The sequence below is a fragment of the Arthrobacter sp. 01N444 genome, assembly GCF_056399305.1.
Window position 1 is genome coordinate 159541 of record NZ_JBFTRB010000006.1, and the last position, 20101, is coordinate 179641.

The 20101-nt window shown below is 63.6% G+C and carries 19 protein-coding genes and 1 pseudogene; 16 read left to right on the top strand and 4 right to left on the bottom strand.

All coding sequences use genetic code 11. The features are described 5' to 3' along the window. Window positions 1-17 precede the first annotated feature (17 nt). Window positions 18-620, top strand: a complete 603-nt coding sequence (gene leuD / locus AC1DKN_RS09685) for a 3-isopropylmalate dehydratase small subunit (RefSeq protein ID WP_476871122.1) — start codon at window positions 18-20, stop codon at window positions 618-620. 1032 nt (window positions 621-1652) lie between these two features. Here leuD and AC1DKN_RS09690 read toward each other — a convergent pair. From AC1DKN_RS09690 to AC1DKN_RS09700, 3 genes are all read right to left on the bottom strand, one after another. Further along, window positions 1653-1937, bottom strand: coding sequence for a transposase family protein (locus AC1DKN_RS09690; RefSeq protein ID WP_476871123.1), 285 nt, complete (start codon window positions 1935-1937; stop codon window positions 1653-1655). Beyond that, window positions 1934-2104, bottom strand: coding sequence for a hypothetical protein (locus AC1DKN_RS09695; protein ID WP_476871124.1), 171 nt, complete (start codon window positions 2102-2104; stop codon window positions 1934-1936). The genes AC1DKN_RS09690 and AC1DKN_RS09695 overlap by 4 nt, the downstream gene beginning before the upstream one ends. A 311-nt stretch (window positions 2105-2415) precedes the next feature. After that, window positions 2416-3933: a polysaccharide pyruvyl transferase family protein gene (locus tag AC1DKN_RS09700; protein WP_476871125.1), complete on the bottom strand. Its 1518-nt coding sequence runs from the start codon at window positions 3931-3933 to the stop codon at window positions 2416-2418. A 155-nt stretch (window positions 3934-4088) separates the two neighbouring features. On the opposite strand from AC1DKN_RS09700, the gene AC1DKN_RS09705 reads away from it, so the two are divergent. The 6 genes and pseudogenes from AC1DKN_RS09705 (at window position 4089) to AC1DKN_RS09730 (ending at window position 9780) form a co-directional block, all read left to right on the top strand. Further along, window positions 4089-4472 carry a hypothetical protein gene (locus tag AC1DKN_RS09705; RefSeq protein WP_476871191.1) on the top strand — a complete coding sequence of 128 codons (384 nt, stop codon included), beginning with the start codon at window positions 4089-4091 and terminating at the stop codon, window positions 4470-4472. A 60-nt stretch (window positions 4473-4532) separates the two neighbouring features. Then, window positions 4533-5161: pseudogene (locus tag AC1DKN_RS09710) on the top strand (transposase); the annotation flags it as partial. Between the two features lie 324 nt (window positions 5162-5485). Continuing rightward, the gene (gene murA, locus AC1DKN_RS09715) at window positions 5486-6811 is read left to right on the top strand and encodes a UDP-N-acetylglucosamine 1-carboxyvinyltransferase (RefSeq protein WP_476871126.1); all 1326 of its coding nucleotides are present in this window, start codon (window positions 5486-5488) and stop codon (window positions 6809-6811) included. Between the two features lie 10 nt (window positions 6812-6821). Continuing rightward, window positions 6822-7568, top strand: coding sequence for a lysophospholipid acyltransferase family protein (locus AC1DKN_RS09720; protein WP_476860328.1), 747 nt, complete (start codon window positions 6822-6824; stop codon window positions 7566-7568). A gap of 14 nt (window positions 7569-7582) precedes the next feature. After that, entirely contained in the window at window positions 7583-8632 is a 1050-nt protein-coding gene (locus AC1DKN_RS09725; RefSeq protein ID WP_476860336.1) for an NAD(P)H-dependent glycerol-3-phosphate dehydrogenase, read from the top strand. Window positions 8633-8649: 17 nt separating this feature from the next. Further along, a complete protein-coding gene (locus AC1DKN_RS09730) occupies window positions 8650-9780 on the top strand; it encodes a D-alanine--D-alanine ligase family protein (RefSeq protein ID WP_476871187.1) in 1131 nt (376 codons plus the stop codon). Between the two features lie 48 nt (window positions 9781-9828). Here AC1DKN_RS09730 and AC1DKN_RS09735 read toward each other — a convergent pair whose 3' ends face one another. Further along, the gene (locus tag AC1DKN_RS09735) at window positions 9829-10329 is read right to left on the bottom strand and encodes a DUF3515 family protein (protein WP_476871127.1); all 501 of its coding nucleotides are present in this window, start codon (window positions 10327-10329) and stop codon (window positions 9829-9831) included. A gap of 356 nt (window positions 10330-10685) precedes the next feature. Between AC1DKN_RS09735 and AC1DKN_RS09740 the strand changes: the two genes are divergently transcribed. The 9 genes from AC1DKN_RS09740 to AC1DKN_RS09780 are packed head-to-tail and all read left to right on the top strand — an operon-like array spanning window position 10686 to window position 20098. Further along, window positions 10686-10916 carry a hypothetical protein gene (locus AC1DKN_RS09740; RefSeq protein ID WP_476871128.1) on the top strand — a complete coding sequence of 77 codons (231 nt, stop codon included), beginning with the start codon at window positions 10686-10688 and terminating at the stop codon, window positions 10914-10916. A 35-nt stretch (window positions 10917-10951) separates the two neighbouring features. Continuing rightward, window positions 10952-11242, top strand: a complete 291-nt coding sequence (locus tag AC1DKN_RS09745) for a hypothetical protein (protein WP_476871129.1) — start codon at window positions 10952-10954, stop codon at window positions 11240-11242. Between the two features lie 5 nt (window positions 11243-11247). Then, entirely contained in the window at window positions 11248-12507 is a 1260-nt protein-coding gene (locus tag AC1DKN_RS09750; RefSeq protein WP_476871130.1) for a glycosyltransferase family 4 protein, read from the top strand. Further along, the gene (locus AC1DKN_RS09755) at window positions 12504-14240 is read left to right on the top strand and encodes a glycosyltransferase family 4 protein (protein WP_476871131.1); all 1737 of its coding nucleotides are present in this window, start codon (window positions 12504-12506) and stop codon (window positions 14238-14240) included. Before AC1DKN_RS09750 ends, AC1DKN_RS09755 begins: the two co-directional genes overlap by 4 nt. Then, a complete protein-coding gene (locus tag AC1DKN_RS09760) occupies window positions 14237-15148 on the top strand; it encodes an ABC transporter permease (protein ID WP_476871132.1) in 912 nt (303 codons plus the stop codon). Before AC1DKN_RS09755 ends, AC1DKN_RS09760 begins: the two co-directional genes overlap by 4 nt. Further along, window positions 15141-16025, top strand: coding sequence for an ABC transporter ATP-binding protein (locus AC1DKN_RS09765; protein ID WP_476871133.1), 885 nt, complete (start codon window positions 15141-15143; stop codon window positions 16023-16025). Before AC1DKN_RS09760 ends, AC1DKN_RS09765 begins: the two co-directional genes overlap by 8 nt. A gap of 3 nt (window positions 16026-16028) precedes the next feature. Beyond that, window positions 16029-17951 carry a glycosyltransferase family protein gene (locus tag AC1DKN_RS09770; RefSeq protein WP_476871134.1) on the top strand — a complete coding sequence of 641 codons (1923 nt, stop codon included), beginning with the start codon at window positions 16029-16031 and terminating at the stop codon, window positions 17949-17951. A gap of 7 nt (window positions 17952-17958) precedes the next feature. Then, the gene (wecC, locus tag AC1DKN_RS09775; RefSeq protein WP_476871135.1) at window positions 17959-19269 is read left to right on the top strand and encodes a UDP-N-acetyl-D-mannosamine dehydrogenase; all 1311 of its coding nucleotides are present in this window, start codon (window positions 17959-17961) and stop codon (window positions 19267-19269) included. 13 nt (window positions 19270-19282) lie between these two features. Continuing rightward, on the top strand, window positions 19283-20098 hold the full coding sequence (locus AC1DKN_RS09780; protein WP_476871136.1) for a hypothetical protein: 816 nt from the start codon (window positions 19283-19285) through the stop codon (window positions 20096-20098). Window positions 20099-20101 lie beyond the last annotated feature (3 nt).

Sequence of the window (20101 nt, forward strand, 5' to 3'; positions counted from 1 at the left end):
GTCCCGAAGGATCCGCCATGGAAAAGTTCACCACTCACACCGGAATCGGTGTCCCGCTGCGCCAGAGCAACGTCGACACGGACCAGATCATCCCCGCCGTGTACCTCAAGCGCATCACGCGCACCGGCTTTGAGGACGCGCTCTTCGCCGCGTGGCGCAAGGACCCGTCCTTCATCCTGAACCAGGCGCCGTTCAATGCAGGATCCGTTCTGGTGGCCGGTCCCGACTTCGGCACCGGCTCCTCCCGCGAGCACGCCGTCTGGGCGCTGAAGGACTTCGGCTTCAAGACGGTCCTGTCCTCCCGCTTTGCCGACATCTTCCGCGGCAACTCCGGCAAGCAGGGCCTGCTTGCCGCCGAAGTCGCCCAGGATGACATCGAGCTCATTTGGAAAGAACTTGAAAACGCCCCGGGTACCGAGGTGACGGTGGACCTCGTGTCCAAGACCGTGCAGTGCGGCAACATTGTGGCGCCGTTCGAGATTGATGACTACACGCGGTGGCGCCTCCTCGAGGGCCTGGACGACATCGGGCTGACCCTGAAGCACGAACCCGACATCACCGCGTACGAGGCCACCCGGCCTTCCTTCAAGCCAAAGACGCTGCCCGCCCGTACATCCTGAGGGCAACAGTTCCAAGGGTTCCGGGCTCCCCGCAATTGCCTGGCCAGTGCCGCCGTCGAGTCGCCGAACTCGACGGCGGCACTTGTGTGTGGCGGCCCTCGTTTAGCCGCCCGCGTTCGGCTTCCCGTGCGACGCCGGAGGACCAGTCATGCGAACTTTTGGACGCCGCCGGCGGGGCTTTTGTTACGCCGTTTTCGTTTCCCTGGCTCTGCCGCGTTTCCAGTAGGGCCTGCGATTGCTGTGGCTGTAGAAGGCTCAAGCGGGGATCGACGATTCAGTGGACGGCGACTTGCGGCCGGAAACCTTGAACACGGCAAACGATTCAGCATGTCCAGAAATAGCAAAGATGACTAATTTGACGCGGGCCGCTGATTGCTTGCTGGGGCATTGAGTGTTCCGCCTGGGGGTGATCAGGATGCTGTTCTGGCGGCGCTTCTGAACGTAATGGGCTCTGTGTAATTCCCGCTATCGACGACCCCTCTGCCAGTGCGTTTCAAATGCCTGATGGTCGTATGGTTCGCTTGCACTTTCGCGGTTGTTGTACAGGTAACGATGAGGACTTCTTTTCCTTCCACCACCTGCAGACCGCGCGCCGGAGCCTCTTCGTCTCGGGCTGGGCGACTATTTCGACGTGTTCCCCTACCATCCTCTTCGCAGCGGCGGCCTGGAGTGAACCGGCGCGCAGCTGTTCCTTGACATTAAACGCCGCCTGCAGCTGACCGCTTGGGTCATTTAAGCCGCAGATCCGGCTAAACCTAGCCCGGCGCAGTCCGAGCCGGTCTCACCGGCCCGGAGCAGCAGCCGCCGGTTGGCCGAGACCGGATCGGTACCGCGTCCGCGCCTGCCCTTGGTTTCCTGGGTCCGGCGCTGGCGGACGTCGGTAAGTATGTTGTCGCTGAGCAGGACCAGGTGGAAGGCATCGGTCGAGACGGCGGTCCTGGAAGAACCGGACGGACCGGAAGCGGTGTTCGTCGATGCCCGGCATCCGTGGCCGCAGCGTGTCCACGTCCAAAAGCCTGGTTGGGGTCCGGGTCAGGGCCCGCTGGACCGGCCACCAGGAGAGCCCGTACGCAGTCGCGGTCTCTCCGTGGCGGCGCGGCGGGAATCAACGACGGCGGAGACGAGCGTACTCCGCAGCCGGCCGGTGGGGCGGGCCAGGCGCGGAACCCCGACGGTGGCTTTGCGGATGGTCCCGCGCGGACACACTGATTCATCGCAGAAGAACCGACGCATGGACCAGGTGAGTTCAAACGGGCCAGCGACAGGAATATCACGGATCCGCTGGCGGCGGCGTGAATGTCGGCGGGTTCCGATCACACCGCAGTCCGGGCAGTCGGATTCAGCGTGCTCTCGACGTGGATCGTGCGTGGACCGAAACCCAGGGTCTCTGTTTCAAGAACGCGGTAGTCTGCCAGGTTGAAGATGGCGGTGGCAGCGTCCGTGCGCGGAGACGTCGACTCGGTCAAGGCTCGTAGCACTGTCATCGACAAACGTCCATCGCCACACGGCTGCGAGCACCCTCGCGACTAAGAGACGAGCCCGTATTCACAACGGAAGGCCCTACGGAGGTATTCAGCGCCGATGAGTCACCCCAGCCTCTGGCGCCTAACCGATGTCGAACGCCGCTATCCTGGCCGTGCGTTTTTACTCGAACAGCGAGCTGAGGTCATGCATAGGCCTGATTCTCGAGATTTAAAAATGAGAATCCGGTCCGAGTTCGGCGGCGCATTCACTACGGGGTGTGACTGTAGCTCACGTTACCCTGCCTAACAACGACAACGGGAACGGACAGAGTTCAGTTCCTTAGTGATTCAATTACCCGCCGCTGGGTTTCTAGCTCCCGTAGGACCGAAAGAAGCATACGCTCGATGTCGTCAGTCGCCACAGAATTCGACAGACCAGTTCTTGTGCGGCCAACTCTTTTTGAACGCAGAACAAAAAAATCCCGTACTTTTGCGGCTAAAGCAGCCACCCCTGGATAACTCAGGTTGCGGAAAATCGCGCGCTTGTCGGCGGTATTCCTCGCATTGAGAACTTCCTTCCTTTCGCTGAAAGCTCGTCCCTGTTCGTCTCTGCCCGCGCGTGGCGCTGTAAACAGTGGGGCAGGCTCGTGCGCTGCCGGAATTGGGAAAGAATTCAACAATAAATCCAACGATATCGTCAGTCGCGGAAGCGATGCACTATGACTGAGCAATGCAAGATCAAGTGCGCGAACTGCAGATTTTTTCGCATTGACGGTGGCAATCTCCGATGCGTCCAGCGTCGTAAAGAAATCATTGAATTTAAAATCACCGCCAGCGAGCAAGTGATCGTCAAGTCGCAACCAAACCCAAGGCACGCCATACGCTTGGGCGACGATTATGCCGTGTAGGGACGTCGACACGCAGGCCCGGGCACCGGCGATCTCTTGGACTACCCTCTCGAGTCCTTGCTCGACGTCCACAAAGTGGATTTCCGATCCCGCGTCTTGATTGAAGTACCTTACGTGGCTGAAGTGAGGAACGATCGCGACTTTGCCCTTCGAAGCCGGGGTGCCATGCCGCGGCAGAAAGCGCGGTAGCAGCAAGGCAGGGTCACCGTAAACTTCTGGAACATCCCAGCCGAGTCTGTCCATCAATTCTTTTCGGGTATCTGCGCCGCGAACAGCAAGGATTGAAATGTCTCGCAGAGATCGGAGGCGCCGCGCTTCGTCTTCAGTTAGTCGATTCATGAGACCCGATCCCCAGACGGTCGTGCCGTCTTGCTCTAGCCAACTCGCGATCGAGCCTACGGTCGCTAGCGGTGGAGTTGTGAGCGAGTTGCCACGGCCATTTACGGGCGAAAGCCCCGTGAGACGCTCCACTAGCCATGGTCCGACCGCATCACCGAAATTCGGTCGCTTGTCCCACCAGAGAAGGCTGACACAATCCCGCGGAACGGCGGAACCCTGGGTTTTCACATGGACGGTCTTGTTCACAGCCTCCATTAGCCATGAAATCCAGTCGATAGTTCTACGTACGAGAGTCGTGCTCGAAGCATTCGGAGGCTGAATCTCCAAAATGTGCCTCTCGCCGTTGTCCTTGACCATCGACGCTTTGCCGATGAGCGCATTCCGGAGAATCGTCCTTCCGTCCTCCGAACGGCCGACGACAGAGAATTCGAGTCCCGTTTCCAAATCCCGGATATCCAAACCAAAGTCGAAGTTTTGCAGCGAAAATGCAAACACGAGAATGCGTTCGTTCGATCGCCACGATTTATCAGAGAGTTTGCGGAGGGTAGCCGAGCGCTCCGCTTCCTCTTGCACTTCATCGAGGGAGGTTCTATCTTGAGACACAGTGCTGGGCCCTTAATCACGTAGTAGAAGGCTCGCCGCGAGCCGACGGGTAGCCGCGGCGTTTCGGACACTAGGCTATCAGCACACTTAGCCATGTCCGCTCGCCGAGAGACGGCACCGCTCGGCCTGACCATCCAAGGAAACGCGGCCCGTGATTGGCGGATGTCGTTGAGCAGCCGGGCGAGCCGGGACAGTATGATCGTGGCCGCCTCCGTGCCCATGACGGCTACTGTTTGCTGTGCTGGGCGTGGACTATTTCGAAAGCCTTGTCAAAGATTTCCTTCCCGAACCAGTCCATGGGCGGTGGCGTGGTGCTCGCCTTTGCCGACGTCCAGACCGATGTAGACATCCATGCTTTCGTGGCTTCCGTGACTGCGGCCGTGTTGTGGTGCGAAGGAGCGCCAGTCTTGGGGGAGGGATTCGATATTTACTGCGGACTCGATTTCGGCAAGAGCGAACACCACGCCACCGTCCTGAGCCCCGCCGGCGAACGTTTTTTGGATAAAACGCTGAGGAAGGACTATGCCCGGCTGCAGTAGCTTTTCACGACGCTGTAGCAGCACGGGACCGTGCTGCTGGTCGTGGACCAGGCCAATACCGTGCTGCGCTGGGCCCGCAACCACAGCCGAATGGACCATCCAGCTCGTGACGCAGTCTTCAGGGCGCTCGGAGAGCAGACCGTGACCGTCGCCGGAACCGAAGCCGTCGAACTCGTCATCCCGCGCATGGCTGCCCAGATCAAGGAACTCAAACACCAGCGCACCATCGCCGACGAAGCCGAAGCGCTCATCAACGCCGTCCCTCTTTCCGGGGTCTTGATGTCCATGCCGGGAGTCGGCATTAAGACCGCAGCGACGATACTTCCGACCACCGGGGAAGCGAGCAGCTTCAAGACCGCCGGGCACCTCGCGGCCTACGCCGGCACCGCACCCATCACCCGCCGCTCCGGCACGTCCATCCGCGGCGAATTCCCTATCCCCTCCGGCAACCAAAAAACTTAAGAACGTGCTGTCCAAGATCCGACTGGATAGCGTCGTGCCATGATCCGATCTTCAAGGCCCGCTACGACCGGAAGCGCGTCCAAGGCGGCAGACACCACGCCGCCATAATCTGCCTCGCCCGGCGCCGCTGCGAGGTCATCTTCGCCATGTTCAAAAACGGAACGCTCTATCAGGGAAAAACCCCAGGCCGCGTGACAGAAAGCATAAGGACGCCCCCGTGTCATTGACGACTGGCGGGGCGGCATTCATGCCGGAGCCGGCAGGCCATCACACTCTCATCCTGCAGCAGGAACGGGCTATGAAGAAAGTAACAGGGCTGAACGATCAGGATCGCCGGACTTCGGCAGTCACTCGCTTCCGGACCCAGCGTGTCAGTGCAGCAAGTGCGTTTTCGCCGCCGTCTTCGCCAGTAGAACAGATTCTGCGGATCAGTGGTCCAGATCCGGGGCCCTTGGAACCGCTCCGTATTTCAGATCGGTAACGGATGCTCCTATGCTTAGCTGGAGCCTTTGTAAGGATTTGGGGGCGAGTAGTCGTGAGGAAACCGGTATATGAGTAGTGTTCTGACAATCCGCGGAGGCGTCCCGCTAACTGGCCGCGTCACCGTTCGCGGGGCCAAGAATCTTGTCCCCAAGGCCATGGTTGCCGCCCTTTTGGGCAATGAGCCATCGGTGTTGCGCAACGTGCCTGAAATTAAGGACGTCGAGGTTGTCACAAGCCTGCTCCAGCTCCACGGCGTCAGGGTCGACAAGGATCCCGTGACCGGCGATCTGACGCTTGACCCGAAGGGCGCCAAGACCGCGTCCAGTACGGCCATCGACGCCCACGCCGGCGATTCGCGCATCCCGATCCTGTTGTGCGGGCCGCTGATCCACGCCATCGGTGAGGCCTTTATCCCGGACCTGGGTGGCTGCAAGATCGGCGACCGTCCGATCGATTACCACCTCAATGTCCTGCGCCAGTTCGGCGCCGTCGTGGAAAAGCGTCCCGGCGGCATCCACATCTCCGCGCCCAACGGGCTTAAGGGCGCCAAGATTGCGCTGCCCTACCCGTCCGTGGGCGCCACCGAGCAGGTCCTGCTGAGCGCCACGCGCGCCGAAGGCATCACCGAACTCTCCGGGGCGGCCACCGAACCGGAAATCGTGGACCTGATCGCGGTGCTGCAGAAGATGGGCGCCATCATCAGCGTCCAGACTGACCGCACCATCCGCATCGAAGGCGTCCGGGACCTCGGCGGCTACAACCACCGCGCCCTCTCGGACCGCAACGAGTCCGCCTCATGGGCTTCCGCGGCCTTGGTCACCCGCGGCGACATCTTTGTCGAAGGCGCCACCCAGCGCGACATGATGACCTTCCTGAACACGTACCGCAAGGTCGGCGGCGGCATGGAAATCGGCGACGACGGCATCCGCTTCTACCACCGCGGCGGCAAGCTCAACCCCCTGGTCCTCGAAACAGACGTTCACCCCGGATTCATGACGGACTGGCAGCAGCCGCTCATCGTCGCACTGACCCAGGCCGAGGGCGTTTCGATTGTCCACGAGACCGTCTACGAGAACCGGTTCGGCTTCACCGATGCACTGATCCGCATGGGCGCCAATATCCAGGTCCACCGCGAGTGCCTCGGCAGCGTGCCGTGCCGCTTCGGCCAGCGCAACTTCCTGCACTCCGCCGTCATCTCCGGTCCGGCGCAGCTCAAGGGCACCGACATCGACGTCCCGGACCTGCGCGGCGGATTCAGCCACCTCATTGCCGCCCTGGCCGCCACCGGCACCTCCCGCGTCACGGGAATCGACATCATCAACCGCGGCTACGAGCGCTTTACCGAGAAGCTCGCGGGCCTCGGCGCCGATTTCGACATCACCTCGGCCAAGTAGCGGGGGACCCGTGAAGGAATCGGCCAAGAGCCACGTCACGTTCGTGACAGTCGCCGGGATCATCCGGCCCGTGATGAACCTCCTCATGGGAAAGAAGTGGGAAGGCCTCGAAAAGCTCCCCGCCGGGGGCTTCATCGCCGCGCCCAACCACTGCACGGAAATCGACCCGCTGGTGGTGGGGCACATGCTCTACAACCAGAAACGGATGCCGCATTTCCTCGCCAAGGCCGGCCTCTTCAAGGTGCCGGTCCTTGGCGCCGTCCTGCGCTCCACCAAGCAAATCCCGGTGGAACGTTCGACGACGGGGGCGAACCGTTCGCTGCAACTCGCCAAAGAGATCGTGAACGAAGGCGGGGCGATCATCATCTACCCGGAGGGAACCCTGACCCGGGACCCGGCACTCTGGCCGATGAAAGGGCACACCGGTGCCGCGCGGATGGCACTGGAGAGCGGTATTCCCGTGGTGCCCATCGCCCACTGGGGTGCCCAAGAGGTCTTCCCGCGGTATGCGAAACGTTTCTACATTTTCCCCCGCAAGACCTCCCGCCTGGTGGTCGGGGATCCCGTGGACCTGAGCGCGTTTGAGGGCCACCCGCTGGACAAGGCGACGCTCGACGCAGCCACGAATGCCATCATGGACGCCATCACCGGCCTCCTGGCGGGACTGCGTGGAGAACAACCGCCCGCGCAACGCTGGAACCCGGCGGCGCACAACCAGCCAACGCACGGCCGTATAGACCCGGACGTCACAGAGTGACGGCGGATTTGGCGATGTCGGCCGCCCGCGAATCCGGGTCCGCCGCCACAGTGGCCGTCCTGGGGGCAGGCTCCTGGGGCACGACCTTCGCCAAGGTCGTGGCCGACGCCGCCACAGCCTCCGGCGTCGAACGAAATATCCGCCTCTGGGGCCGGCGGCCCGAAGTCGTGGACCAGATCAATACCATGCACCGCAACGAGCAGTATCTGAAGGGCATCACGCTGCCGGCCAGCATCACGGCGTCGAAGGACGTTTCCGAGGTCCTGGCGGGCGCGGAGCTGGTCATTCTGGCCGTGCCGGCACAAACCCTGCGGCCGCAACTGAAGGCCTGGAAGGAGCATCTGGCGCCTGGGGCCGTCGTGGTGTCCCTGATGAAGGGCCTCGAGCTCCACACGGATGCCCGCATGAGCGAGGTCATCAGTGCGGAGCTGGACCTGCCTGCCGACCGGGTCGCCGTGGTTTCCGGCCCCAACCTGGCCATGGAGATCGCACGGGAGGAGCCAACAGCATCGGTGGTGGCCTGCACGGACCCGATCACGGCAGGCTGGATCGCCCGCAGCTGCACTGCCCCCTACTTCCGCCCCTACACCACAAGCGACGTGATCGGCGTCGAAATCGGCGGCATCGTCAAGAACGTGATCGCACTGGCCGTGGGAATCTGCGAAGGAAAGAAGATGGGGGACAACACCAAAGCCTCCGTCATCACGCGCGGCTTGGCCGAAACCTCACGGCTGACCCTCGCCCTTGGCGGCGAAGCCCGGACCATGGCGGGGCTCGCAGGCCTGGGCGATCTCGTGGCGACCTGCTCCTCCCCGCTGTCCCGAAACCACACGGCCGGCAGGCTGCTGGGCAAGGGGCTGACCCTCGAGCAGGTCACCGCCGAAATGAAGCAAACGGCCGAAGGCATCAAGTCCAGCCAGGCGGTCCACGAACTTGCCGGAAAGCTCGGCGTCGATATGCCGATCACGGCCGCCGTCGTCGCGGTCCTTGCCGGAAAACTGTCCGTAGACGAACTGGGGCCGCTGCTGCTGTCCCGGGACCTGAAACCCGAAGGCGATCACTGAGAGTGTCAGAGAACAATATGACCACAGAAGGCCGTACGGGCCAGCCCAAGCCCCGGGTGGCGGTGCTGTTCGGCGGCCGCTCCAGCGAGCACGCCGTCAGTTGCGTGACAGCCGCCGGCGTCCTGGGCGCCATCGACAAGGACAAGTACGACGTCATCCCGATCGGGATCGCCAAAACCGGCCAGTGGGTTTTGGCCTCCGGCGGAACCGACGAGTGGTCGCTCTCCGCCTCGTCGCTGCCCGAGGTGGCCCCCTCGGCGCAGACCGTCACCCTGGCCGAAATCGGCGGCGAGCACCAGCTGATCGTCGCAGCCCCGAACACCGTCCCGCAGGAGCTGGGCGCCGTCGACGTCGTCTTCCCGCTGCTGCACGGGCCCTTCGGCGAAGACGGCACCATCCAGGGCCTCCTGGAACTGTCCGACACCCGCTACGTGGGAGCGGGCGTGCTCGCGTCCGCCGTCGGCATGGACAAGCACTTCATGAAGGTGGTCTTTGAATCGGCCGGGCTCCACGTGGGACCCTACATTGCCGTGACTGACCGGCAGTGGCGCAACGATCCCGAGACCGTCCGCAAACGCGTGGACCAGCTCGGCTTCCCGGTATTCGTCAAGCCGGCCCGGGCAGGGTCTTCCATGGGAATCTCCAAGGTGGACTCCCTCGAGGGCCTCGACGCCGCCATAGAGATCGCCCGCGAGCACGACCCCAAGCTGGTCATCGAGGCCGGCATCACGGGCCGCGAGATCGAATGTGCCGTGCTGGAGGGCCGGGGGACCGATGCTCCCCGGACGTCGATGCCGGGTGAGATCTCCGTCGCTGGCGGCGGCCATGAATTCTATGACTTCAACGCCAAATATGTGGACGACGCCGCTGCCCTCAGCTGCCCGGCCGACCTCCCCGAAGAAGCGATCACCCGTGTCCGGGAACTGGCCGCGGTCGCCTTTGACGCCGTCGGCGGCGAGGGACTGAGCCGGGTTGACTTCTTCTACACCCCTGATGGCGAACTGATCATCAACGAGATCAACACCATGCCCGGGTTTACGCCCAAGAGCATGTACCCGCAGATGTGGAACGCCTCAGGACTGGGCTACGCCGACCTGATTGACGAGCTGATCCACCTGGCCCTGCACCGCAAGACCGGCCTGCGCTAGAACCGCGCTGCGCTGGAACCGGGCGGGCGCGGACGCGCCTGCCCGGGCCTACTTGCTGGTGGGGAGGGTCTGCAGATCCTCTTGACCCACACATTTCCGGGTTGCCGGGATCTTCAGCGCGGCGGCGGAGAGGTCCGCCAGCACGGTGGCCGAACTGATCTTGTCCGGGTCCATCAGGATCTCCGTGGCCGGTTCGCGGCCGAACGTGGTCAGCGTCCACACGGGGTCGCCTTCCTTGATGACCCAGTCGACGTCGTTGACGCTGACACAGCGGTCGGTCGTGGGTCCGGGAACGTTGACGCCGCAGCGCAGAATCACTTGGGACGGATCGCCCCAGGCCGCAGTGGCCTGTGCGTTGGTCTTCCGCAGCGTGGCATCGCCGATCGCGTCCGGCAGGGCCAGCATCATCGGCGCGCAGGCCGCGTTCGCGGCATCCTTGGCGGGCGTGACGTCGACAACCGGGGAACACGAGGTCAAGGCCAGGCCGGCTGCGGCGGCCGCCACAGTCAAGGACAGGCGCGCGGAAACCAGACGGCTGAAAGGGAGCATTGATCCAGCTTATCCCGGTCCGCGTGGCGCTATGGTCCCGGTTTGGAGAGTAAAGGTAGCATCTCTAGGAACAGCCTGACTCTTACCATCGAGTAGACTGGGACCTCGTGCATCAGTGGGGCTCTGCCGACAATGACGTTAGTGTTGGCCGCATAACGCACACCTGATTCAATCTCGCACTGTGGGGGAGGGACTGTCGATGACGTCGTGCAGCCGAAAAAAGTCTATACGAGTGGGGCTGGGAGCTTTGATCCTCGCCGGCTCAGTCATGGGCACGGCGACAGCGGCAAACGCTGCGGTAGCCGTTCCCCACCCTCTCATCCGATTCCTGACCACGACGCCGGATCCTTCGCCCGGTGGTGGCTCCGGTGATCCTCTGCAGCCAGCGGACCCCGCTCCTGAGCCTGCACCTGCTCCCGACCCTGTTCCGGTCCCTCCGGCACCTCTTCCGGAGCCAGCCCCGGCTCCTGCGCCCGCACCAGCCCCGGCTCCTGCGCCCGCACCGGCGCCTGCGCCAGCCCCCGCACCGGCGCCTGCGCCTGCCCCCGCACCGGCGCCTGCGCCCGTGCCTGCTCCGGTGCCAGTAACCGCTCCTGCGGTGGTAATTCCCGCTCCTGTTCCGGTGCCCCCGCCCGTCGTGGTCCCGGTCCCCGAGGAAACCCCCTCGGAAACCCCGACCCCAACACGTACGCCCACACCGGCGCAGTCCACGGCTCCCGCTGTCATCGCGACGCCCACTCAGCCGCCGGTCATGGTGAAGTCCGAAGTTCAGGCCGCCGTGGCCGTTGCTACCGGCAGCCCTCTGGCCGTCCAGGCCATCACTGTGCTGGTCCTGCTGGGCCTTGGCTTTGCCTACTTCCGGTTCATCGGTTCGAAGAAGGCCACCGGCGTTCCCCGCACCGGTAAGTCCTGAGCTCCATGCAGGATGAAGTCCTCGTGGAGTCAACTGGGCCGAAGTCCGTGAGAGACAACCTGCAGATCACGCTGATCACACACTCCTATTGGCCGGAGCAGAGCCCGCCGCAGCGGCGCTGGACTGCCATGATCAAGGAGTTCACGCACTCCGGCTGGGATGTCGACGTCGTGACTCCGGTGGCGCACTATCCCTTCGGCCGGCGGGCCCTCCCGCGCTGGATGGCCGGAAGGCCGTTCCGGCTGCGCAACGGCCAGTTCACCGAAAAAATCCTCCACGTTCCCTACCTGCGCCACGGCAACTCCCGCGCCGCGCGCCTGCTGGACCAGTGCTACTCAGCCCTCATGTCCGTCCCCGCCGGGATGATGGTCCGCAAGCCCGACGTCGTCATTGTCACCGCTCCGGGGCTGCCTTCGCTGGCTGCCGGCTACGCCCTGGCCAAAATGCGCCGCGTCCCGCTGATCGTGGAAATGCGCGATGCGTGGCCGGACCTGGCCCGCGACGCCCGCCTGGTCCAAGGCAGTGTCAAAAGCGTTGTGGAGCACGTGGTGGACTTTGTCCAGCACCGGGCAGACCTCGTGGTCACAGTGACCGAAGGATTCGCGGCCACGCTGCGTTCGCGCGGAGTCCGCAATGTCGCCACCGTCAGCAACGGCGTGCACCTGGACGCTATTCCGGTCGTAGGGCCGCCTGAACCGGATCGGGACGTCTTCGAGGCCCTGTACCTGGGGAACCACGGCGAGAGTCAAAAACTCGATGTCGCCATCCGTGCCAGTGCACTGGTGGGGGACTCGATGCACCTGCACATGGTGGGCCATGGAACGCAGAGGCCGGCGCTGGAGAAGCTGGCGCGTGAGCTGAAGGCTCCGGTCACCTTCCACCCACCCCTGACCGGCGACGACATGCTGGCACGCTACTCCTCGGCTGACACCTGCATCGTCTCCTTGCGGGATGACTGGAAATCCTTCGAAACCACCGTGCCGTCCAAGACATACGAGGTTCTCGCAATTGGCCGGCATGTCACGGCTGTAGTCAAGGGGGAAGCTGCCCGAATCGTCTCGGACGCCGAGGCCGGGGACATCGTGGCCAGCGATCCGGAAGAGCTGGCGGCACTGTGGCGTGAGCTGGCTGCGGACCGCGGCCGCCTGGTCCGTAATGGCGACAGCCGACAGTGGGTCAAAGCCAACGCCGAGTACGAGCAACTCGCCGGCCGCTACATGGAACTCATCAGCGAACTACTCGCGGAAACCGGCCTTCGTCGATGATGCAATTGATCAACAACGTCCGGCTGGCCCAAAGTGTCGTGCGCCAGCACTTGACGGACGATCCCGTCATCCTGTTCCTGCAGCTTTCGCGCAGACTGCCCTCGGCGGTGCTTCCGCTTGCCAAGCGACTGTGCCGGCTGGCTCCGAAGAACTCCACTTCCGCGGCCGTGGTGTTCGCGGCACTCGCCGCCGGTGACGACGCCGACGTCGAACGTCGCCTCCGTCTCGCTACCGACGGACCCGCCGAGGGTGACAGGGCGCGGCGCCTGGCCGACGTCGCCCTCGCTGCGAATCTCCCCGCGGTCTCTGATGTCTTCCTTGCCAAGGCGGGCACGGCACGACACGCGAAGCAGGCCCGGGCACGGCGCCTGTGGTACGACGGCGACGTCAGCGAAGCCGTTGCGGCTCTCGACGGTTCGGGCGCTGAGGGACTGCGGCAGCAAGCCCGTTTCGCTGCCGAGGCAGCGATCCTGACCGACGCGTCGCCGTCGCTGGAGCGCCGACCCTATACGGCGGTTCCCGGCCGGATCCTTCATCTGCTGACGAACTCCCTGCCTCACACCGCCAGCGGCTACGCCCAGCGCTCCCACTCCACGCTTCTGGCACAGCAGGCGGCCGGGTGGGATGTGCTGGCGGTCACGAGAATGGGCTACCCCGTGCAAGTCGGGAAGCTCCTCGCCAAGACCACCGACAGCGTGGACGGGATCCGGTACCAGCGGCTCCTGCCCGTCAAGATGGCGCAGACCATTGATGCCCGGCTGCAGCAGCAAGCGGAGGAACTGCTCGCCGTGGCCCTGGACTTCAAGCCCAGCGTGCTGCACACCACCACGCACTACGTCAACGGACTCGTGGTGCGGGCCGTGGCCGAGGCCCTAGGGATTCCGTGGGTCTACGAGGTCCGCGGCCAGCTGGCTGACACTTGGGCCTCCACCCGCGGACCCGAGGCGCGCAACAGCGAAAAGTACCGGCTTTTTCAGAACCGGGAAACGGAAGCCATGCAGGCCGCCGACCTGGTGCTGACCCTCGGGACGGCCATGAAGGCCAACATCGTCGCGGCCGGAATTCCAGCCAATAAAGTTCTGATTGCGCCGAATGCAGTTGGCGGAAACTTGCTCGCAGATCCCTTGGATAAGCGCACTGCCCGTCGTGAGCTCGGTCTCGTAGAAGACGCGCAATTTATCGGCACCGTGAGCAGCTTGGTACCCTATGAAGGCATCGAGGACCTCTTGGCCGCATTTACGCGGCTCGCCGCGGACCTTCCAAGGCTACATCTCCTGATCGTAGGGGACGGTTCTTCCTTGCCGTCGCTGCAGATTCAGGCGCAGCGGAGCGGGTACTCAGACCGCATAATCTTCACAGGCCGGGTGCCTCGGAGCCGAACGGCCCTGTACCATCAAGCGCTGGATGTTTTCGTTGTGCCGCGCAAGGACCTGGAGGTAACGCGTTCCGTGACACCCCTCAAGCCCGTTGAAGCCATGGCGTGCGCGCGGCCCGTAGTGGCGAGCGACTTGCCGGCTCTGGCCGAAATTGTAGAGGACCGGGTGTCCGGTCTCCTGGCGGAGGCGGGGGATCCTGACGCGGTCGCCGTCGCGGTCCGGGAGCTGCTCGAGGACCCAAAACTCGCAGCGGAGTTCGGCGCTGCAGGCAGGGAACGTGTGTTGCAGGACAGAACGTGGGCCGCCAACGCGGTTGCCCTGGCACGAGAGTTGGAAATGCTGGGAGTAACTAGATGAGCGTCCAGGAAAAAACGGAAGCGGCACAAAGCGGTTCCGCGCAGACGGAGACACCCGCCACGGTCTCGGTGCCAGTCAACCTTGCCCGCCTGACCAAGGTGGGGCAGAGGCCTGACTTCTTGGACTACTTGGTCCAACTGTGGGACCGGAGGAGTTTCATTTTCTTCGACGCCCGCGCACGAGTTCAGAGCGGCAACGACAAGAACCATCTCGGAAGCGCTTGGCTAGTCCTGAATCCTATCCTCAGCGGCCTCAGCTTCTACCTGATTTTTGGCCTTTTTCTGGGCACCAGCAAGGGCATCGAGAACTTCCTCGGTTACCTGATCATCGGAGTCTTTACCTTCTCCATGTCCACGCGCTCCATCGTGGGTGGGGCCAGGTCTCTGACCAGCAACACCTCCATGATCCGGGCTTTCCAATTTCCTAGGGCAGCCCTGCCCATCTCGCTGAATGTGCGGGAACTCTTGTCCAACGTGCCCGTGACGATCGTCATGTTGCTATTCGTGATTTTTACGGCACCCGTCGAGGAAATCACCTGGCGGTGGTTGCTGATCATTCCGGCGATCCTGCTCCAGTTCCTGTTCAATCTGGGAATCGGTATGTTGCTTGCACCGCTCGTTATGAAAATCCCCGACTTCAGCATGCTGCTTTCGTTTTTCATGCGATTCTGGATGTACACTTCGGCAGTCTTTTTTGCCGAAGATCGGTTCGGCAAGTACCCGGTCATGCGTACGATCATGGACTTCAATCCTGGGTTTCAGGTGATCAAGATCATCCGCGACGCGGTACTATACAACACCACACCGTCTTGGCGGGCGTGGGCAGTCTTGGGCTTATGGGCCTTGGGATCGGTAGGCGCCGGGCTCTTTGTCTTCTGGCGCGGAGAGGAAAGCTACGGACGTGTCTGACATATCTATAGGCCCGCTTTCGGAGCCAACAGTGGTGGTGGACGACATTTCGGTGGTCTACCGGACCAAGAACCAGACTCCCGGGCGGACCAACACCCGGACCTCTATGCTAAAGAAACTTCGTACGCCGCGCCGTGGCGACACCGTGGTGCGTACCACCGCGTTGAGCAAGATTTCCTTCGTGGCCAACCAGAGCGACTCAATTGGCGTCATTGGCCGCAACGGCTCGGGCAAGAGCACACTGATGAAGGTGCTTGCCGGTCTGATCATTCCCGACTCCGGCACTGTTTATTCCGCGAGCAATCCCATCCTCCTGGGCGTCAACGCGGCGCTGATCAGCTCCATCTCCGGTGCGCAGAACATTCGGCTCGGCTGCCTCGCCATGGGCATGAGCCACGCCGAGATCGATGCCAAGTTCGATGACATTGTGGAGATGTCCGGCCTGGAGCACGAGGTCTACCACCCGATGAAATCCTACTCCTCGGGCATGGGCGCGCGCCTCCGCTTTGCCATCGCGGCAGCAGTGGACCCCGAAATTCTGCTCATCGACGAAGCTCTCAACACAGGGGATGCACAGTTCAAGGACCGCTCCAAGGCGCGGATGGAACACGTAACCAACCAGGCTGGAACCGTGTTTGTGGTCAGCCACAGCCTCGGCACCATCACCTCCATGTGCAACCGCGCCATCTGGATCGACAAGGGCGATTTCATCATGGATGGAACGCCCGACGAGGTAGCCAAGGAATACCGGAACTTCATCTGGCGCATCAACGAGGGCAACGCAGACTACGGCCGCAAGATCCGGGCTGAGTTGATGGCGAGCCTCCCCGAAATGCGTACCACGCTGCTGCCCAACGGCTGGAAGCGGTCCAGGTAGGGAATGAGTTTTCGAGACAAGACGGCCTATTGGCGCCGCGCGCTCTGGCACGCCCGCCAGGGCGGCATGGGGCAGGTCAGAAGCTACCTTCACCGCAGCATGGCCGAGCGTGACGAGGCCAGCCTGTCCGGCGTCCGCGGCGCAGAAGGTGCCTGGCGCGGAATTGGACGAGGCCGGCACCTGATCTTTCGGGAAGCGGCTGTTGGCGTTGCGCAGCCGCGGGACCCGCAGCTGCGCGTCGGAATCATCATGGACGACTTTTCCGCGGCGGCGTTCTCCGCCGAGTGGACCAACGTGGCGCTGAGGCCTGACAGCTGGGAACAGCAGTTGCGCGACGAGGCGCTGGACTTCGTCGTCGTCGAATCCGCTTGGGCAGGCAACGCTGGCCTCTGGCGCGGCAAGATCACCGGCCCGGCGGGTCCTTCGGCCGTGTTCCGTGAATTGGTTGCGGGATGCCGGGCGGCTGGACTTCCGGCGGTCTTCTGGAACAAGGAAGACCCGCCTCACTACGAGGACTTCCTGCCCGCCGCGAAGCTCTTCGACCAAGTCTTCACCACTGACTCAAACATGCTTCCGCGGTACCGCGTGGACCTGGGCCACGACCGGATTTCCGTGCTGCCGTTCGCCGCGCAGCCCCGCATCCACAACCCGGCCAGGCCCCGGCACGGTTGGCACGCCCGCGAGATCGCCTTCGCCGGAATGTATTTCGCGCACAAGTACGAGGACCGCCGGCGCCAGATGGAGTTCCTCCTCGGAGCAGCCGTGGACGCGACTGCGGGCAAGCGCCCCGGATTCGAAATCTTTTCGCGCCAGCTCGGCCGGCAGCCGCAGTATCAGTTCCCCGGCATCCTCAAGAAGCACGTTGTGGGCTCTCTCTCCTACAAGCAGATGCTAACCGCCTACAAGGCGTACAAGGTCTTCCTCAACGTCAACTCCGTCACGGACTCGCCGTCGATGTGCGCCCGGCGGATTTTCGAGATCACCGCGGCCGGCTCCTGCGTTGTGTCCACGCCCAGTGCGGCCATTACGGAGTTCTTCCCGGGCAATGAAATTCCCACCGCCGACAACCGGAACGACGCGGCGCACCTGCTGAAGGCGCTGACCGCCAACCCGGACTATGCCCAGCGCCTCGTCCACAAGGCCCAGCGCAGAATCTGGGCCGAGCACACCTTCAGCCACCGGGCACAGACCATCGCGGCCGCGGCCCGGCCCGCGCTGGCCGTATCAGGCCCCCGGGCCCAGGTGTCGGTCCTCGTGTCCAGCTTCCGGCCGCAGCAGCTGGACCACGTCATTGCCGGCGTGGCTGCCCAGCGGGACGTGGATGTCCAGTTGGTCTACCTTGCGCACGGGTTTGAGATCGACCAGGCCGCGTTCCGCCGGAAATGCATGGAAGCCGGGATCCTCGACGTCGTCGTTCTCCAGGAGCCGCAGCAGACGCTGCTCGGTGAGTGCCTGAATTCCCTCGTGGCGCACGCCGACGGCCGGTTCGCTACCAAATGGGACGACGACGACATCTACAGCCCCCTGTACCTGGGCGACCAGGTCCACGCCATGATGTATTCCGAGGCCGAAGTTGTGGGAAAGCGGGCGCACTACATGCATCTTGCCGGGGCGGGGGCTACCATCCTGCGCAACCCGCAATTGGAACACCGCTACGTCGAAGCAGTCTCCGGACCTACCATTTTCGGCGCCACCGACACCTTCCGGCGCTTTCCGTTTGAGCGGCTGCAACGTGGCGAGGACTCTCGCTTCCTCAGCGACGTCATCGAGTCGGGCGCCCGGATCTATTCGGCGGACCGCTTCAATTATTGCCAGATGCGGGGCGCCGATGTGTCCTCGCACACCTGGCCCATCACCAATGAAGAGCTTCTGGCTTCTTCAAAGATTCAGTTCTTCGGCTCGCCCGAAGACCACATTTTAGTTTAGGGGAGACATGGACGAGACGATTTTTGATGTTGCCGTCATCGGGCTCGGCTACATCGGCCTGCCCACCGCGGCCAGCTTCGCCGCCAAAGGCAAGCTTGTAGCCGGCGTCGACGTTAAACAGTCCACCGTTGACGCCGTCAACCGTGGAGAGGTTCCCTTCGTGGAACCCGACATGGGCGTGGTGGTCTCGGGTGCGGTCAGCTTGGGCAACCTCGTGGCCATGACCAGCGTGCCTGCAGCCGACGCCTACATCATTGCCGTGCCCACACCGCTGGCCGAGGGCAACGGCGCCGACCTGTCCTACCTTCGTAGCGCGGTCGAGGCCCTCGCGCCGAAGCTCCGAGGTGGAGAATTGGTGGTCCTGGAATCGACGTCGCCTCCCGGCACCACCGAACGCCTGGGCGCTCACCTCATGGACTTGCGACCCGACCTGTCGCTGGATGCAGCTCCCGGAAAGGAGCAGGTCCACGTTGTGCACTCCCCGGAGCGCGTTCTGCCGGGCCGGATCATGATCGAAATCGTCACCAACGACCGTGTGATCGGTGGCCTCACAGAGGAAGGCGCTCAGCTGGCCAAGCGGCTGTACGAGGTCATCTGCCAGGGTGAAATCCTGCTGACGGATGCCACCACCGCCGAGATGACCAAGCTGGTTGAAAACACGTTCCGTGACGTCAACATCGCCTTCGCCAACGAGCTCTCCCTGATTTGCGACAGCCTCGGCATTGACGTCTGGAGGCTGATCGAGCTCGCGAACCACCACCCGCGCGTGAACGTCCTGCGCCCCGGCCCCGGAGTCGGCGGCCACTGCATCGCCGTCGACCCATGGTTCATTGTGGACGCCGTCCCGGAGCACTCCGGGCTGATCCGGACGGCGCGTGAAGTCAACGACTCCAAGCCGCATCACGTGGTCCGGCAGGCGGTTCAATCCCTGGCCGATCAGCCTGGCGCCACGGTGGCTGTCCTGGGTTTGGCTTTCAAGGCCAACATCGACGACGTCCGCGAGTCGCCATCGGTGACGATCGTCCAGGAGTTGGTCCGGCAGCTGCCGGGCTGCACCATCCTGGTGGTGGACCCGAACGTTGAGGAACTCCCCGCCGCCCTGGCAGCCTCCGGACTCTCACGCCTACACGGCATGGAAGAGGCCGTAGCCGAGGCAGATCTCGTGATGCTGCTGGTGGACCACGATGACTTCTTGGCTATCGACCCGCTGTCCCTCGAAGGCAAGCAGCTCATCGATACCAAGGGCATCTGGAACCAGCAACACCCTGTGGAGCCCGGCCTGCTGCATACGCCCGTAGGGGCCTCGGTCGGTGGATAAGGGAAGCCAGGCTGTGTCAGCGTCCATTAATGAAGAGCTGCGGCATGCCGGCTTTGCTCTCAAGGCCCTGCACACGCCGCGGCAAGAGACCCCCCTAGTTCGGATCCTGGTCCGGGCCGCGAAAGCCACGGATCTGGAGATTGCAGGGACCGTCGCCTCGCTTTTCGGCTCCGCCTGCCAGGACTTCGCCGTCGACATCCTCGTGGCGGACGGCGGGCGGCCAAAGCTGGAAGAATGGCTCGCCACTGACCGCCGCTTTTCGTTCCTCGGGGGCGACGGGGAACAACCGGCCGAGGCGGCCTACACGCTGGTCCTCAACGCTGGCACGGCCTTGGGCATGCACTCGCTCGAGGCGATGATGGAGACCCTGCGTCACACGCAGGCACTGGTCCTCAGGGCGCTGGTGGACGGGCAGCCCGGTGCAATAGAACTGTGGCAGACGGCCACCCTCCGGGAGCTGTCAGAATCCGGTGATCCCGAGAAGTCAGCGCGCAGCGCCGGCGGCGAACGCTGGGTCTCCGGCAACGCCCTGGGCCTGCACGACTTCCGGCGGCCCAAACCCAAGCTGCACCTACGCAAGGGGGCCGCGGCAACCCTGGACGTCAACATCGTGGTCCGGGACCTGGCTGACGCCGCCACGCGCGTGGACTACGAGCAGAAGATCCGGCACCTCGAAGCCCGGCTCAGGAAGTCCGAGATCGAGCGCCGCCGCCTGGAACAGGGCCTTGCCCCGAACCGCGGCCTCTCGCGCGTCCGTGCGATTGCCCGCAAGGGCCCGGCTTACATCCTCGGCCGGCTTAAGGCACGCGCAGGCCGGGCGGGGAGCTAGCAG